Below are 17,192 nucleotides of genomic sequence, written 5' to 3' on the forward strand. Positions count from 1 at the left end.
GTCGCCTGCGAACGCTGTGGTGACGCTTCGCACGACATCGTCCGGCGAGGGCGTGTCCCTTAGGTAGCGTCTCAATTGTTCGTCACGCGACGTCAGCATGGCCAACGTGCGCTCATCGTCGCCTGGCATGTGGATGCTCCTGCTCATTTAACGCGTTTCGCGTAGGAGGGGTTCAGCTCGATGTCGAAGTAGTGCTTTCGTCGAACCCAGATGAATCCTTCGTTACGCGTGAGGACCGCGACGTCGATCGGTCCGCCGACGGTATCGGGGTCGGGCGAGTATCGACGTTTGCGCGACGTGAGTTCGACAAGCGAGTAAGCGAATTCCGCGAGTTCCTTCTTCGACAGGTGGTCGATGACACCGACGACTTCCTGCTCGGAGGCTTCGCTGAGCCCCTCGATCCCTTCCCGGAACCGCTGGAGGGCAGCTTCCTGAAGGGCCTTGCGGGCCGTTCGCGGAAATGTGCGCGGCCGGGAATCCAGTATCTCCCCGACCATCGACATCATGATGCGCTCGAGCCGCTCCTCGGACGACTTGTCGATACCGAAGATGAAACGCTCGACCATGTCGGTCTGGGCGAAAGGCACGACGGCGGCCGTCGCGCCCCGCCGGTCGATGTCGATCACTTGCTCTTTGATCACCCGGAACTCGCCGAAGTAGATCCCATCCCATTCCACGGCGTGCATCGTCGGAAACTGGTCGGCGCTGCCGAAGCCCGCGAATACGAAACCAGTGAACACCTCGGTCCGGATCCGCGACCGCACCAAAGTGAAGATCATCGTATGCAGCTGGGAGCGGAGCGAGGCGTCGACCTCCAACCCGCTCAGGGCAACGTTGATGATGCCGTCGATCACGGCGCCGTAGCGCGAAATGAAATCGGCCTCGCTATGACCATCGAGGAAGCCGTCAATGCGATCGTCCTCGGCCTCGGCCTGGCGCGCTGCGATGGCAGAGCGGACGCGCTCTACGGGATCGACCGCGCGACGCCCACGACCTCGTAGCAACGCCTCGAGCATGGCGTTCACATGCACAGTGCTGAGCTGGTTCAGCTCGGCGGCGACGAGCTGTCGGAGGTGATCGAACTCATCTTCGTCGCTGTGTCCGAAGTTGAGCAGGAACTCGCTGAACTTGGGCCATACCGAGACGAGCCTGTCGAAGGTCCCGGTTGTCTGCTTCTCGCGGAAGTCGCGAACGACGACTTCCAATGGCGCGTTCATGTGATGGGCGTTGTTATAGATCATAAGCCCGACGGGCTGGAATCGCGACAGCTCGAAGATCTTCTCTGCGGAATCGTACATCTTCCGCTGGCCTGGGCTCGCCAACGTGACGACGCTGTCGGCTGCCAATGCCACCGCGGTGCGGTTGAGGAGGCGATCTCAGCGGTCAACGATCACACCTGCAATCTGCTCGCGTCGCCCCATGCAGCACCCCCTTCAAGCAGTCTGGATAATAGAGAGTTGCCGCGCAAGGGGGCGCCGTCTGATACGAGACGGCCCGGCTTGTTCAGTCGTCCGTCCGTGGACGCGCGATGCTGTTGATCGCGCCCTCGACGATACGCCCGAGATCGTTGCTCTTCGTGTCGTGATCATACAGGCAATACAGCAGCCAGACGGCGCGCCACAGATCGCATTTCGGATCCATCCACTCGACGTTCAGGCCCAGCTCTTTCGCTTCGCTAAAGTCGATGACCGCGCCGTGCGAGTTGTATTGCGTTGCCGACGACAGCTTGTTGAGCGTCGTCTGAAGATCCTTGTCATCGAGATCCTTAAGCATGCCTCGGCGCAGGATTTTCTCTGCCAGACCGCGCATCCGCTTGACGTTGGCGTCGGCATAGTCGCGGAGTACCTGGTCCTTTGAAGCGTCGCGGGCGATGAACTCGCAGGGCATCTGCCCGAGCTCGGGAAGCATCATGTGCGGGTCGATCGGCCCGAGCTCGGAATTGACGCCGAGTAGGATCGTCGATGCCGACATCGCGATCACCGTGCCTCCGCTTTTGGCCCAGCTCGGGACGATGACGCGGTAATCATCGACCCGGTGCCGTAGCACGGACACGAACTTTTCGATCGCATCGACGGAGCCACCCGGCGTCTGAATGATCAGATCGACGCTCTTCCCCTCGATGTCCTCGAGGATTTCGGAAAGGTCGTCGGGGTCCGTGTGGTTGATGCCCTCGTTGAGCTGGGCGAAATAGACGATCGCCTCGCGACCGGTCAGCTCCTCAATGTCAGTGATGAGCAGCTGACGTAGGTATCGGTCCTTCTCCTTCGCCCAGTATTTAGATGACTGCGTAGGCGGCAAGGCGGTTCGCGGAAATTGCCCCCGAGCTTTTCGCTGAATTTCGGCCACGGTCGTCCTTGGATCTCTCATTGGGATAGACTGTCGAGCTGCGCAGCGGCGGCTCGCTCTTCGGCACGGGGACTATCGTGGCTTCGTGCCGCGAAGGCGGGTGTTGCTCCCCTGGAAAACGCCTCTCGTTCGCAGCCATCGTCACGCTCCTGTACGTCTGCCCGCCTCGCTCTTCTTGGTCTAACCAAAGAAACGCCTGACGGACCCGACCGTTCATCCCCCATGGATCACGACGACGTCTGCATAACAGACGTGGACTCGAGCCACAATCACCCCAGATCCGCACCCTGCAAGCGGAGAAAAATCCAATTTGGTTCGGCGCCACTGCTTCATCATTTGCGCCTGCGCAACGTCGGAGACGGCCACCGTCCCGACGAGGGGAACGACGTTATCTGGGTCCTACGCAACAGCCACTTGCATATCGAGGTGCGAGGGCACCTTTCACTCATATTTGTGCCGCTTGTCCGTCCGCGAATTGCTTCGCCCAGCAGAAGTTGTTGACCAACTCCATCTGCGGGATCGTGTTGCAGGTTATCTCCATGAGTCTGGGGTTCGCGTAGATTACCGCCAGGCATCGTGCGCGGCTGATGGCGACGTTCAGCCGGTTCTGACTGTAGAGGAACTCGATGTTGCGCGGCAGGTCATCGCCGCTCGATGTCGCCATCGAGATCAGGACGATGGCGGCTTCCTGACCCTGGAACTTATCGACCGTTCCCACACGAGCACCGCCGGGCAGCATACGCTTCAGGAGTTCGACCTGCATGTTGTATGGGCTCACGACCAGGATGTCGGCGACGGTTATCGGATGCTCGACACCATCCTTGTCGCGCCACCGCTGACCGAGGAGCAAGCCGTAGGTGCGCGCGAGGCGATCCGCCTCTGGCTGCGACCGCTGCGTGCACCCAACGCTTTCGACGGTGACGAAGCGAAGCCCCGACGGTGCGATGACGCCAGGTTCCAGGTCGGCCGGCGCGACGAGCGATTGACGCTCGGTGCCGGCCGCAGAAGTGAGCCGGTTGTCGTAAACGGCAGCGGACACGAATTCACAGAGGTCGGGATGCATGCGGCGCGTCTGGGAAAGGAAGACTCCGCGCTCGGGAGGAACCGTCGCATGGTCCTGCAGAACGTGCCTCAGTGCCGATGTCCCGCTCGAGCGAGGATGCGTACCCTTGATAGGCTGTGCCAGTTGCATCTGGTCGCCGACGAGGACGATGTTTCGCGCGCACACACCCGCCGCGACCACGTTAGCGATGCCGAACTGCCCTGCTTCGTCTACGAAGAGGTAATCGAATGCCTGGTCGTGCTCGGGTCGGGCGAACAACCAAGCCGTTCCGGCAACCAGCTGGTGACCGGACGTCACGGCGTCGTTCTTGGTGGTTTCTTCGATCCACCGGCCGGTCCCGAGCTGCTGATCCTCGCGGCTGTTCTTCTTGATGCCGCGTAGGTTTAGGCCGTTCGCTGCGACGAGCGTCTCTACTTCACCGAGCAGTTGGTTGATTGCCTTGTGGCCGTGCGCGGTGATGCCGACACGATAGCCTTGCGCCAGCAAGGCAAGGATCGCGTGAGACGCGGTATAGGTCTTTCCTGCGCCAGGTGGGCCCTGCACAAGCAGGTGGCTCGACTGGAGTGCGTGCAGAGCCTCGATCGTTGCAGGCAGCACTGGCGCATCGTTCGCGATCACGTGCGCGCCCGGTTCACGCCCGCGGAGCGTCGGCAGGTCGCGACGCAGGATCGAAACAACGGCCGAATAGCGATCGAGATCGTTGTCACGAACCGCTTCCGCGAAGCGATAGATGGCCAAGCGGAGATTCTTGTCTGGGACGGGACCCGGTGGGATCAGCGCGGTGCCGGGCGCGATCGCGGCGACGCTCGGACCGAGCTTCAGCTCGATCGTCAGATGATCCTCGTCAATCGACATCACGGTGCCCGAGCGATCCAGCGTACCCGCGCGGACGGGCTCACTCCCCGCCTTCAACTTGAAATCTTGGGCGGGAAAAGTGAACGTGTGGATCACCGATCGCTTTTCTGGCCGCGCCGGGATGTCTGGGTGCGGCGCAAGGCCAGCCAGACATTCGGGATCGTCCAGCAGCGCGTCGTGCGGAAGGTCCTGTCGGGAAAACATCGCCCACCAGTCGGGCTTAGCCTCGCGACCGTGGAATTCGAGCAAGTCCGAGAGTAGCGGTCGCCATGTTTCGCCAGGTTCCTCGGCGGCGAGAAGCGCGACGCTCATCGCGTGCAGCCGCATCTCGACCTCATTGCGCTCCTCGGCTGCTTCCGGCCGCGCTGGCGTGGCGGGTCGTTCGAGCCAAGGCATGCCTTCGCCGCGCATCGAAACCAGCCAGTCCCGACATGCTAGCGTCGAGGCGCAGTCAAAGCGGTTGTATGCTTCGATGTCGTCGAGGAGCCGCTGGTCGCCCAATCGGCGCCATCGCTCATACATGACGATGCTGTCGCCAGCAGTCGTCACCTCTCCGCCACGCGCGTCTTCCAGGTAGAACTTCTCCATGTTCTTGATCGAGTACGCCGGCTCAGAGGTACGGATAGCCTCGCGCACGACCCGATAGAGGTCGACGAGGCGTTGTTGACGGAGGAAATCGTCGATCGCGTTCTCGCGGGTGCCGTGGAACATCGCCAAGCGCTTGAGTGCGGTCTCCTCATAGGCGGCATAGTGATAGATGTGGGCGTCAGGGTATTGTTCGATCCGATCGACCATGAAGTCGACGGCAGCTTGGAAGGCCTGCTTTTCTTCGTCACGGTCATGCGCCCAGAATGCTTGAAACTGCTCTTCACCGTCGTCGACAGTCGTGATGCCGAAAAGATACTCTAGTCCGCCATCGAAGAGCGGATCGCCCTCCATGTCGAAGAACATGTCCCCATCATTCGGGCGCGGCAGTCGGGCTAGCCCACGCCCTGATTCTAGGCCCAGCCGCTCGACGACGCGTTCGCCCGTCTGTCGTTGATGGTCCTGCAGCCGAGCCTGCTCTCTCAAGCGCCACAGCGTTTCAGGCTGGATGCCGTCGACACGGGCTTCCGGCGGCAGCGCCGCCAGAGCGCGAAGGTCAGGAACGTCGGCTGCCTTCAATGCTTCGGCCTGTCCCCGCGTCAGCCCCGCGACGAGACTGAGGTGATCGGCCGCGTCCCACTCGTCCTCGCATCGCTTCACCCAACGACAGTAAGTGCAATGTCCGCACGGAGCGCCTTCGGACGCAGCCGGCGGGTTCGCCGAGAATGCGAGGAAACGGTCTCGCGCGAGCATGAAATAGTGGATCACCGAGTTGGTGCGCACGCTTGCCGTCGAACCATCGCCGAGCACCACGTGCATCGCGTCCGGTTGACGGCCCTGCTCACGCGCGAGGATGTCCGAGTATATGCACATCTGGATCAAATGCTTCGGCTTGGCCGTCCGCGCGAGCTTCGTGTCAGCAACTTCGTAGGAGAAGTCACCGAGCGCTGAAGGTTGCGAGACCTTGAGCGGGAAATCTGAGTAACCCTGCCAAGGCCCGTCGCGGAACGCACCTTGATAGATGACGTCGGCGCCTTCGCGCATGGCTGCCAGCGTACGTGCGGCTTTCTCGTCGACATCGGCGTCGCCGGCGATCTCGACGACTACCTTGCCTTCCCCACGCAACCGCTCAAGATAAGCACGTTCGTGCTCGAAACCCTTTTCCTGAAGAAGCTGGGTCGGCTCGTCGTCCGGCGGAAAGGCGACCCGCTTATCGAGCTGGGCAATGTCGAGCACGGTCGCGTGCGCGCAGCCCAAGAAATTCACTAAGTCGCTAGCAGAATAGATAACCGTGGCGTTTCTGCGTTGCATTTGATTTCCCCTACCGCACTGATTTTCCGTGAGAAACCCACACACGGAAATCAGCGGTAACACACGGAAAGCCCACGCTCAGACTTGGTAAGGCTGAGGTCGTGAGTTCAATCCTCACCGGCAGCACCATTTTTCAGTCGGTTTGGCGGACGATGCTCGCCGACATGGTTCGTGTATCTGCCGCGACCTTACATGCTCGAGGAAAGCTGGCGGGGCGGCGCTGATACATGCGGTGTCCACATCATCGAGCTGGCAGGCTCGATAGCGGCACACCACGTCATTTTTTTTGGCGTAGAGTGTAGCCAAAGGCGAAATGACACCATTGCAGATCAGAAGGCCGCCTCCCACTCCGCAGAAGAAAAGCCGATCAAAAGCCCGCCGGCGAATTCCACAATCGGCCTTTTTATCATTGACGGGTTCGCGACCATCGCCTGAACCGCCGCCTCACCCTCCATCCGCCCCTTAACTTCGTCGGGCAGCTTCCTGTAAGTCGTGCCGAGCCTGTTGAGCACCCGATCCAGCCCGGCTTGCGAGACCCACTGGGCGATCTTGGCCGCGTCCACACCATGTTTCTTATAATCGTGAAAAGTGTACACGACGCCGTGCGCGTCCAGCCAGGCGCGGGCTTTCTTGACGGTGTCGCAGTTCGGGATGCCACAGAGCGTAATCATGGCGCCTCAATCAAGGAAACGGCCGAGCACCGCAACCGGCTGATCCACAAAGCCGAGCGCGCGATAGAAGGCGAGCGCTTCCTCATTTCCGTCACGCACCATCAACTGCAGCTTGGGCGCGCCGCGGTCGCGCAACCACGCTTCCGCCGTTCGCATCAGCGCGCGACCAATGCCGGCACGCCGCGCATCTGGCGCAACCGCAAGATAATAAACCCAGCCGCGATGGCCATCATGCCCCACCATCACGCTGCCGGCGATCGCGCGATCCTCCCGCGCGACGAAGATCGTCGAGGTAGCGCCTGCAAGCGCGAAGGCGATATCGCGCGACGGCGGGTTCCACGGACGCGTCAGACCGCAGGCTGCCCATAACGCGACAAGCTCGGCCTCATCCGCCCCTGTCGCCTCCACGATCATTGCATCTGCTGCTTCGCGAGATCGGCAGCGAAAGCGGCACGCGCTTTCGCGACCATCTCCGGCAACACACCGGCATCTATCAGCGCGCCGCCACGCGCCCGGTTGAGCAAATCGGTCGTCTCGGGATGGAAGGGCAGCACAATATCGGCTTTCACCGTCGCCAGCCGATCGAAAGTGCGGCGAAAATCGGCGACGATTTCGGGATAACGGTGATTGCGGACCAGCCGATTGCCCGCCACCGTGATGCTGCATGCGAACAGCACGTCGCGCAGCACGCCGCCGGCCATGATCCTCATCGACCAGCTTGTGCAGCCCGGCGTATGCCCCGGCGTTGCCACGGCTGTAAGCGTAACACCGCCGAGTTGCACCGCCTCACCGTCGCGGATCCCACGATCGACTGCTGCGGCCGGGAACCGGATAACGCCATAGGTCGTCTCGCCCGGCGGCGTCCCCGTGGTCACTGCATCGCGATCGCCAGCCCCCACCACCAGCCGAGCGCCGGTCGCCTTTTTCAGCGCCGCCAGCCCACCGGCATGGTCGAAATGCGCATGGCTGAGCAGGATCAGCTTCACATCGCGCAGCCTGACGCGCGCCGTGATGCTCTTTTCCAGTCGCGCCACGTTCTCCGCCATCGGCGCATCAATCAGGATCGCACCGGCGCTGGTATGGATCAGATAGGCAGCCAGCCCCTCGGTGCCCACGTAATCGATCGGTCCGATCAGATTAAACGGCTGGATCGGCCGGGTCCAAGCCGGAGGATCACCAGCCGACGCCGGCGCAGCGCCGGTAAGGAGCACGGCGGCGCACAGCGATCCCCGAAAGAAAAGCCTCATTCCCACTCGATCGTGCCGGGCGGCTTCGAGGTGTAGTCGTAGGTTACCCGGTTGATGCCCTTCACCTCGTTGATGATCCGCGTGGTCACGCGGGCGAGGAAGCCGCCGGGGAACTCGAACGCCTGCGCCGTCATGCCGTCGGTGGAGGTTACGGCGCGCAGCGCGAGTACGCTGTCATAGGTCCGCCCGTCCCCCATCACGCCGACTGAGCGCACCGGCAGCAGCACCGCGAACGCTTGCCAGATCGCATCGTAGAGGCCCGCATCACGGATTTCCTCCAGATAGATCGCATCGGCCTTGCGCAGGATATCGCAGCGCTCCTTCGTCACTTCGCCGGGGATCCGGATCGCCAGGCCCGGGCCGGGGAACGGGTGCCGCCCGACGAAGATTTCGGGCAGGCCCAGTTCGCGTCCCAGCGCACGCACCTCGTCCTTGAACAATTCGCGCAGCGGCTCGACCAGCTTCATGTTCATCCGCTCGGGCAGGCCGCCGACATTATGGTGGCTCTTGATCGTCACGGACGGGCCGCCGGTGAAGCTGACGCTCTCGATCACATCGGGATAGAGCGTGCCCTGCGCCAGGAATTCCGCGCCGCCGATCTTCTTGGCCTCCGCCTCGAACACCTCGATGAATGTCTTCCCGATGAACTTGCGTTTCGCCTCCGGGTCGGTGACGCCGGCGAGGCCGTCCATGAACAGCGTCTGCGCCTGCACATGGACCAGCGGGATATTGTACGCACCCCGGAAAAGCCCGACCACCTGCTCCGCTTCTCCCGCGCGCAGGATGCCGCCGTCCACGAAAACGCAGGTAAGCTGATCGCCGATCGCCTCATGGATCAGCACCGCCGCCACCGCGGAATCGACGCCGCCGGAAAGCCCACAGATAACGCGCCCCTTGCCGACCTGCGCGCGAATCTCCTCGATCTTGGCCTGGCGGAACTCCGCCATCGTCCAGTCGCCACGAAGCCCGCAGACGTGGCGCGCGAAATTGGCGATCAGCTTGCCGCCATCGGGCGTATGGACGACTTCCGGGTGAAACTGCATCGCATAGATCCGGCGCGCGTCGTCCGCGATCACCGCATAAGGCGCGCCAGAGCTGGCGGCGACCGGCCGGAAACCCGGGGCGAGCGCGGTGACCTTGTCACCGTGGCTCATCCACACCTGATGCCGCTCGCCCTCGCGCCACACCGCATCGAACAGGGAACAGCGATCGGCGATATCGATGAACGCTTCGCCGAACTCGCCGGAACTTCCTTTTTCCACCGTGCCGCCAAGCTGATGCATCAGCGCCTGCTGGCCGTAGCATATGCCGAACAGCGGCACGCCGGATTCGAGGATCTCCTGCGGGATGCGGGGGCTTCCCTCATCGAGCACCGAGGCGGGGCCGCCCGACAGGATCACCCCCGCCGGCCTCATCCGCGCAAAGGCGGCGGCGGCTGACTGGAACGGCGCGATCTCGCTATAGACCCCCGCCTCGCGCACGCGGCGCGCGATAAGCTGGGTCACCTGGCTGCCGAAATCGACGATGAGGATGCTGTCGGGATGTTCCATGTCGGGCCTGTAGCGATGTGCCGGCGCGCGCGAAAGAGGCCCTGCGCCTCAAACCGCGCGGCGCGTCAGAAACGCTTCCGGCCCTATCCAGCAGGGTAGGGGCGAGTCGCTCGACGCAGATTTCCAGCCGCTCGGTGGAGCTGCCGTGTGCCGCGTCCGAGATCGCCGCAATCGCTGGCAGGTCCGCCGCCCTTATCGAACGCCATGAACCGATCGTCGTCATCGCGCTCCTTCCGCCGGCAACCGACCGCGCCCTGGGCGCCGCGCGGGATCATATCAAGCGGGGCGATCGTGCAGTTCCGCTTTCAACTCGCGGCCATCGGGCGCGCGGTAATATATCTCATAATAGCGCGCCGTCGGGCTGTGCACCCGCTCCACCAGCGTGATACGTTCGCGTGGCGCGATCGCCAGCGCCCGCGCGCGCCAGGCGGGCGAAAGCGCCTCGAACGCGATCGTGCGTTCGAACGCGCCGTGGCCCTCCGGCTCCCACTCCAGCGCCGCCACGCGCCTGCCGCGCCAGTAGAATTGCATTTCGTTCTCCCCGCCCGGCGCGACATGCTCGATCCAGGCGCGGTGCAGGCGCGCGATTTGATCGCCAGACAGCGTGAACATCGCCGCCCCTGCGGCCACCATTGCGCCGTGCCCGATCCGGCGGAACAGCCGCTCGTTGATTAACGGCAGCAGTCGCTTCACCCCGATCGAGGCGAATACTGCCGCTGCCGCGACCAGCAGACCCGCCACCAGCGCGCCGCCAGTCAACAGGCCAAGCCACGCATAAAGTGCGATCTTGAGGATGTGGAGCAGCACCTCGTTCATCGCGCGGGTCGCGACGATCTCGCCCGGCGTGAGCCCGAGCCGCTGATAGGCGCGGTTGAACAGCAGCCCAACCGCGCCGGTGAAGCCCGACAGCAGCCCGGCCACCATTCCGAACAGCGGCAGCAGGCGCGGCGATAGTGCCGACCGCCGCGTCGTCTCGCGCCCACGAAACAGCGCGGGAACATTTGAGAGCAGGAAACAGCCGATGATGAATTCGATATAGGCCGGCTCGAACCGGCTGAGCAGCCATACGCCGAGCGCCGTGGCCGGCAACGCGGCCGGCACGAAGCGGCGGACGACGTCCCAGCGTACTTCCTTGCGAAACAAGGCGATCCGCGACAGCGCGCTCGCGGCCGTTCCGATCGACAAGGCAGCTGGCACCGCCGTGATCGGCACCACCAGGCGCAGGATCGGCACGAGCACCAGCCCGGCACCCCCGCCCGATACTGCGCTGACGAGAAAAGCCGCGAGGGCGGCCAGGAACACGACAACAATCATCACAGCCGGGATAGCGCGTCAATGCGACCGCCACGCGGCATTTATGTCAGCGATTGTTTCCGGCGCGGAAAAGAAAAGGGCCGCTCCCGACAAGGGAACGGCCCGATTCCTGATTTCCGCCGACGTTACACGGCGAGGCTGCGCCTTATGCCGCGGCGTCGAAATCCTCGTCCGTCATCACCGGGCCGGAATCCTGACCCTTGGCGGAAGCGTCGCGGTCCACGAATTCGATGATCGCCATCGGTGAGGCGTCCGACGGGCGGATGCCGGCCTTGATGATACGGGTGTAGCCGCCGTTGCGGCTGGCGTAACGCGGCGCGAGCACGTCGAACAGCTTCACCAGCTGCGCGTCGTCCAGCAGTCGCGCATGCGCCAGGCGACGATTCGAGAGACCGCCCTTCTTGCCCAGCGTGACGAGCTTTTCGATATACGGGCGAAGCTCTTTCGCCTTGGCCACCGTGGTGGTGATCTGCTCGTGCTTGATAAGCGCTGCCGACATGTTGCGGAACAGCGCGATGCGATGTGCCGAGGTGCGCTGAAGCTTACGGCCGCCAACTTTATGACGCATGATATCTTCCTTGTCGTTCGTTCGGGGGCCGTCTTACGGAACCCCAGACCAGGTGGAGGCGTGGTCCACCCCGAATACGCCGCCTCAGACTGGCTGAGGCCCAATAGGAGCCGGTGTGACGACGCGGAGAAGCCGCGCCGCCGGACAGATCAGGCTTTGCCGATCCGCCGGCCAAGGTTATCGCGAGACACGGATTGGCTTGCGCTAATCCGCCGCGATCACCCCATGATTTCCTGTTCGAGCTTCTTCGCCATCTCTTCGATGTTCTCGGGCGGCCAGCCGGGGATTTCCATGCCCAGGCGAAGCCCCATCGACGACAGCACTTCCTTGATCTCGTTCAGCGACTTGCGGCCGAAATTCGGCGTGCGCAGCATCTCCGCCTCGGTCTTGCCGACCAGATCGCCGATATAGATGATATTGTCGTTCTTCAGGCAGTTCGCCGAACGCACCGACAGCTCAAGCTCGTCCACCTTCTTAAGGAGGTAACGGTTGATCTGCTGTGTATCGCCCTGCGGCTCCGCGCCGGCGGCCGGCGCGGCGACACCGATCGGCGCGGACCGCGTAACGGCAGAATCGTCGAAGTGCACGAACAACGCCAGCTGGTCCTGAAGGATGCGCGCGGCATAGGCGAGCGCGTCCTCGGACGTGACCGTACCGTCGGTCTCGATCGACAGCGTCAGCTTATCGTAATCGAGATCCTGGCCAACGCGGGTCGGGTCGACCTTGTAGCTGACCTGGCGAACGGGCGAATACAGCGCATCGACCGGGATCAGCCCGATCGGCGCATCGGCCGGACGATTGGCTATCGCCGGGACATAGCCCTTACCGACATCGGCGGTCAGCTCCATGTTGAGCGTCGCGCCCTCATCGAGATGGCAAATGATGAGATCGGGGTTCATCACCTCGATATCACCGCTGACCGCGATGTCACCCGCAGTGACGGTGGCGGGCCCCGTTGCCGAAAGCTGAAGCCGCTTCGGGCCTTCGCCCTGCATCTTGAGCGCGATCTGCTTCACGTTCAGGACGATATCGGTGACGTCCTCACGGACGCCGGCGAGCGAGCTGAATTCGTGCAGCACGTTCTCGATCTTGATCGACGTGACGGCGGCACCCTGAAGCGAGGAAAGCAGCACGCGGCGCAGCGCATTGCCCAGTGTGAGGCCGAAGCCACGCTCGAGCGGTTCGGCAACGAAGGTCGCCTTGCGCTTCCCGTCGCCGCTCTTCTTCTCGAGCGCGTTGGGCTTCTTCAGTTCCTGCCAGTTCTTTGCGTTGACGGACAAGCTCACGTCCCCTGAAGTTGGGCCGGAACGGGGGCTCGCCCCGGCCTTGGTGCAAAAGACCCCCGGCTCGTCAGCCAGGGGCTACAAGATCAGACGCGGCGACGCTTCGACGGGCGCACGCCATTGTGCGGGATCGAGGTCACATCACGGATCGATGTGATCTGGAAACCGACTGCCTGCAGCGCGCGGAGCGCGGATTCGCGGCCCGAGCCGGGGCCCTTGACCTCGACCTCGAGCGTGCGGACGCCGTGCTCGGCAGCCTTCTTTCCCGCATCTTCGGCTGCGACCTGCGCCGCATACGGGGTCGATTTGCGCGAACCCTTGAAGCCCATCATGCCGGCGGAGGACCAGCTGATCGCATTGCCCTGCGCATCCGTGATGGTGATCATGGTGTTGTTGAAGCTGGCGTTGACGTGGGCCACGCCGGCCGTGATATTCTTGCGTTCGCGCCGACGGAGGCGCTGCGGTGCCTGTGCCATGTGGTATTCCTGACCTTTTCTTTCAATTCGGCGGCCGGGAGGCTGCATGCCTCAACCCTGCCACCGACGGAGCAAGCCGAAGAACCGTCCCTGCGGACGGCTCCCGTGCAGCTTACTTTTTCTTGCCCGCGATCGGCTTCGCCTTGCCCTTGCGGGTGCGCGCATTGGTGTGCGTGCGCTGGCCGCGAACCGGCAGGCCCTTGCGGTGACGCAGGCCACGATAGCAGGCGAGGTCCATGAGCCGCTTGATGTTCATCGCCGTCTCGCGGCGCAGATCGCCCTCCACGGTGTGATCGGCGTCGATCGTCTCACGGATCTGAAGCACTTCCTGATCCGTCAGATCCTGAACGCGCCGCTCCGGGGCGATCGCGAGCTTTTCGATGATCTGCTTGGCCTTGGCCGGGCCGATCCCGTGAATATAGGTGAGCGCGATCACTACGCGCTTGTTGGTCGGGATGTTGACACCCGCAATACGTGCCATGAAACTTGTTCTCCTGTGCTCCACAGGGGCCGGCATGGCTGCCACGGCCCCCATCTCGTCGCATTGACTTCCTAGACGCAGGAAAGCGGCGTACGCAAAAACGCGCCGCCGGTAACCGTTGTTTTGGAAGTACGTGCCACTAAGCCCCGCTGCAAGCCCTGTCAAGCGACGCGCCGAAGCGAGACCTTTGCCAACGGAAAGCCGGCGGGAAGCGAACTTCCCGCCGGCCTCGGTACCCCCGGGAGTTTCGGGTACCGATCTCGCGATCAAACGAAACCTGTTCAAGGAAACCGCGCGAGGGGACACGCGGCCATAGCGCATCAGTTACCGGCGCCCGCCCGTCGCGGGCGTGGCTTCGGCATGACAAATTGTTCATTTAGCCGGAGAGATATCTCCGCCCGAAACGCGCATCGCGCGATTGCACGCGCGAGCCATCGAGTCGCTCATCGCCAGGCGCGCGCTGCGAGCGGCACGATAGGCGGGCATTCACGCCGCCGCGGACGAGATGAGGGGAAGTCCTCGCTCTTCACTGTTGCGGCCCGCCTTAACTAAGGGGGGCCCGCCTCACTTGCCGTCGAGAATCGCCTCGATCGCGGCCGTCACCTGGCCGATGTCGGCCATGCCGTCGACGCGACGAACCAGCCCGCGCGACTCGTAGATCGGAATGATGGGCGCAGTCTTTGCGCGATATTCCGCCATCCGCGTGCGCACCGTCTCCTCGTTGTCGTCGGCACGACGCTTGAAATCATGGCCGCCGCAGACGTCGCACGTCCCGGGAACTTTCGGTTGCTGAAACGTGTCGTGGTATCCCGCACCGCAGGTACCGCACGTGAAACGCCCGACGATCCGCTCTACCAGCGCATCCTCGTCCACGCTCAGTTCGATCACGAAATCGAGGGCACGGTCACGGCCGGCGAGAATGCCATCCAGCGAGTTGGCCTGCGCAGCCGTGCGGGGATACCCGTCAAAGATCGCGCCCTGCGCCTCGCTCATCGATGCCAGCTTATCGTCGATCAGCGCCGAGACGATTTCGTCGGAAACGAGCGCGCCGGAATCCATGATCGCGGCAACCTCGCGCCCCAGCGGCGAATCGACCTTGCGCTTCTCGCGCAGCATGTCGCCGGTGGAAAGCTGCACCATGCCGCGGTCGGCAACCAGCCGCGCCGCCTGAGTCCCCTTGCCCGCGCCCGGCGGCCCCAACAGGATGATGTTCACGCGAACCGTCTCCCCCAATTCCTCAGCGCGATCAGCGCAGGCGGCCGCCCTTCAGCTTCGCCTTCTTGATAAGATCGCCATACTGGTGCGCCAGCAGGTGCGACTGGATCTGCGTTACCGTATCCATCGTCACGTTGACGACGATCAAAAGGCTGGTGCCGCCAAGATAAAAGGGAATTGACAGCGCCGAGACCAGATATTCCGGGAGCAGGCAGATGATCGTCAGATAAGCCGCCCCGATCACCGTGATGCGCGTGAGCACATAGTCGAAATACTGTTCGGTGTTCTTGCCGGGGCGAATGCCGGGAATGAACCCGCCATAGCGCTTCAGGTTTTCCGCCGTCTCCTCCGGGTTGAACTGTACCGCGGTGTAGAAGAACGAGAAGAAGATGATGCCCGCGCCATAAAGAAGCATGTAAACCGGCGAGCCGTGCTGCAGATACTGGTTGAGGCTGATGATGACATCGCCCCACCAGCTTTCGCCAGACACGCGATTGCCGGCGAACTGCGTGATCGTCAGCGGCATCAGCAGCAGCGACGATGCGAAGATCGGCGGGATCACGCCGGCGGTGTTGAGCTTGAGCGGCAGATGGCTACGCTCAGCCTGCATCCCGCGCTGCGTCTGTCGCTTGGGATATTGGATCAGAATGCGGCGCTGCGCGCGTTCCATGAAGCAAATGAACAGCACAAGCAGCATGACCGCAACGACGATGCCGATCAGCTTCACCGGATCGAGACTGCCCGAACGGCCGCCCTCCAGCAGGTTGAACAGCGTAGTGGGCAGATGCGCGACGATGCCGGCCATGATGATGAGCGAAACGCCATTGCCGATACCGCGGCTGGTGATCTGCTCACCCAGCCACATCAGGAACATCGTGCCGCCGATCAGCGAGATGACCGCCGCGACGCGAAACATCATGCCTGGCTGGATCACCGCCTGCACGCCCTGGTTTGCGCCCAGCGCCTCGAGCCCGACCGCGATGAAATAGCCCTGGACCGCCGTGAGCAATACCGTGCCATAACGCGTATATTGATTGAGTTTCTTGCGCCCGCTCTCGCCCTCTTTCTTGATCGCGGCGAGCTGCGGCGACAGCGACGTCGCGAGCTGCACCACGATCGAGGCAGTGATATATGGCATCACGCCGAGCGCGATCAGCGACATGCGCGTCAGCGCGCCGCCGGAGAAGGTGTTGAAGAAATCGAGCACCCCGCCACGCGTCTGCTGGCTGAGCAGCCCCAGCGCGGTCGGATCGATGCCCGGGAGCGGCACATAGCTCAACATGCGGAAGACGATCAGCGCGCCGATCGTGAACCACAGCCTCTTCTTGAGGTCGGTCGCCTTCGCGAATTTCGCGAGACTGATGCTTTGCGCCATCTGGTCGGCTGCGGATGCCATCGTGCGTGGATGCCTTCGGATACGAAAAACGGCGGAGTAGGTGCTGATGCCCCCGCCCCGCCGCTCATATAGTCATGCTCGAAGGCTTGTCTAACCCGGCGAGCAAATTCCGCCCTGGCCGATCGGCCGGGGCGGCATTCGAGACTTACTTCGCGGTCTTCGCGGCAATCTTCGCCGCGCGGACAGTGCCCTTCTTGGCCTTCGCCTTTTCGGCTGCCGGCACGATCTCCGGCACCGTGACCGAGCCACCCGCCTTCTCGACCGCTTCGCGCGCCGAGGCCGAGACGCCGGCGACGGTGAAGTTCAGCTTCGCCGTCAGCTCGCCCTTGGCAAGCAGACGGACCCCGTCCTTGCCGCCACGCGCCAGGCCGGCCGCCTTGAGCGCCGCGTGATCCACGTCGGTGCCGGTCAGCTTGCCCGCGTCGACCGCCTTCTGGATCGCGCCCAGATTCACCGTGGCATAATCCTTGGCGAAGATGTTGTTGAAGCCGCGCTTCGGCAGCCGCATGTGGAGCGGCATCTGGCCACCCTCGAAGCCGGCGATCGATACGCCTTCGCGGCTCTTCTGGCCCTTCTGGCCACGACCGGCGGTCTTGCCCTTGCCGGAGCCGATGCCACGGCCAACACGCATACGGCGATGGCGGGCGCCTTCGTTGTCGCGGAGTTCGTTCAGTTTCATATCGTGCACTCGCTTTCGCTTTTGTCGCGCGGACGGAAATAAGGAAGGGGGCGCGTTAGCCCCCTTCCGCAAATTTGTCACTATCGGCCCGACGGCGAAGGCATTGTCTGCACCGGCCTTCGCGTTACTGCGGGTCGGGCCGGATTTTGCCT

General features: G+C 63.2%; 15 protein-coding genes. All 15 read right to left on the reverse strand.

The annotated features are described in order from the left end of the window. Nucleotides 1–143 precede the first annotated feature (143 nt). Nucleotides 144–1,298, reverse strand: coding sequence for a hypothetical protein (locus FFS35_RS08890; protein ID WP_212742188.1), 1,155 nt, complete (start codon nt 1,296–1,298; stop codon nt 144–146). Nucleotides 1,299–1,503: 205 nt separating this feature from the next. After that, on the reverse strand, nt 1,504–2,346 hold the full coding sequence (locus FFS35_RS08895; RefSeq protein ID WP_171007573.1) for a hypothetical protein: 843 nt from the start codon (nt 2,344–2,346) through the stop codon (nt 1,504–1,506). A gap of 445 nt (nt 2,347–2,791) precedes the next feature. Further along, the gene (locus FFS35_RS08900) at nt 2,792–6,160 is read right to left on the reverse strand and encodes a TM0106 family RecB-like putative nuclease (RefSeq protein WP_137786736.1); all 3,369 of its coding nucleotides are present in this window, start codon (nt 6,158–6,160) and stop codon (nt 2,792–2,794) included. A gap of 329 nt (nt 6,161–6,489) precedes the next feature. Beyond that, on the reverse strand, nt 6,490–6,831 hold the full coding sequence (locus FFS35_RS08905; RefSeq protein ID WP_137786737.1) for an arsenate reductase: 342 nt from the start codon (nt 6,829–6,831) through the stop codon (nt 6,490–6,492). Nucleotides 6,832–6,837: 6 nt separating this feature from the next. Then, nucleotides 6,838–7,245 (reverse strand): GNAT family acetyltransferase, encoded by a 408-nt coding sequence (locus FFS35_RS08910; protein WP_137786738.1) that lies wholly within the window; start codon nt 7,243–7,245, stop codon nt 6,838–6,840. After that, nucleotides 7,242–8,078, reverse strand: coding sequence for a subclass B3 metallo-beta-lactamase (bla, locus tag FFS35_RS08915; protein ID WP_137786739.1), 837 nt, complete (start codon nt 8,076–8,078; stop codon nt 7,242–7,244). Before bla ends, FFS35_RS08910 begins: the two co-directional genes overlap by 4 nt. Beyond that, complete coding sequence (guaA, locus tag FFS35_RS08920; RefSeq protein ID WP_137786740.1) at nt 8,075–9,628, reverse strand: glutamine-hydrolyzing GMP synthase; 1,554 nt, start codon at nt 9,626–9,628, stop codon at nt 8,075–8,077. The genes bla and guaA overlap by 4 nt, the downstream gene beginning before the upstream one ends. Before the next feature lie 276 nt (nt 9,629–9,904). Continuing rightward, nucleotides 9,905–10,930 carry a sulfite exporter TauE/SafE family protein gene (locus FFS35_RS08925; RefSeq protein WP_249341541.1) on the reverse strand — a complete coding sequence of 342 codons (1,026 nt, stop codon included), beginning with the start codon at nt 10,928–10,930 and terminating at the stop codon, nt 9,905–9,907. Nucleotides 10,931–11,087: 157 nt separating this feature from the next. After that, the gene (rplQ, locus tag FFS35_RS08930; RefSeq protein WP_137786742.1) at nt 11,088–11,510 is read right to left on the reverse strand and encodes a 50S ribosomal protein L17; all 423 of its coding nucleotides are present in this window, start codon (nt 11,508–11,510) and stop codon (nt 11,088–11,090) included. 218 nt (nt 11,511–11,728) lie between these two features. Further along, complete coding sequence (locus tag FFS35_RS08935; RefSeq protein WP_137786743.1) at nt 11,729–12,790, reverse strand: DNA-directed RNA polymerase subunit alpha; 1,062 nt, start codon at nt 12,788–12,790, stop codon at nt 11,729–11,731. Nucleotides 12,791–12,879: 89 nt separating this feature from the next. Then, a complete protein-coding gene (gene rpsK / locus FFS35_RS08940; RefSeq protein ID WP_066486290.1) occupies nt 12,880–13,269 on the reverse strand; it encodes a 30S ribosomal protein S11 in 390 nt (129 codons plus the stop codon). Between the two features lie 112 nt (nt 13,270–13,381). Next, entirely contained in the window at nt 13,382–13,750 is a 369-nt protein-coding gene (rpsM, locus tag FFS35_RS08945; RefSeq protein WP_137786744.1) for a 30S ribosomal protein S13, read from the reverse strand. 564 nt (nt 13,751–14,314) lie between these two features. After that, entirely contained in the window at nt 14,315–14,965 is a 651-nt protein-coding gene (locus FFS35_RS08950; protein ID WP_137786745.1) for an adenylate kinase, read from the reverse strand. A 31-nt stretch (nt 14,966–14,996) separates the two neighbouring features. Further along, nucleotides 14,997–16,361: a preprotein translocase subunit SecY gene (secY, locus tag FFS35_RS08955; protein ID WP_137786746.1), complete on the reverse strand. Its 1,365-nt coding sequence runs from the start codon at nt 16,359–16,361 to the stop codon at nt 14,997–14,999. A 145-nt stretch (nt 16,362–16,506) separates the two neighbouring features. Further along, a complete protein-coding gene (gene rplO / locus FFS35_RS08960) occupies nt 16,507–17,040 on the reverse strand; it encodes a 50S ribosomal protein L15 (RefSeq protein WP_137786747.1) in 534 nt (177 codons plus the stop codon). Nucleotides 17,041–17,192 lie beyond the last annotated feature (152 nt).

This window comes from Sphingomonas sp. 3P27F8 (genome assembly GCF_005502745.1).
Classification (GTDB): domain Bacteria; phylum Pseudomonadota; class Alphaproteobacteria; order Sphingomonadales; family Sphingomonadaceae; genus Sphingomonas.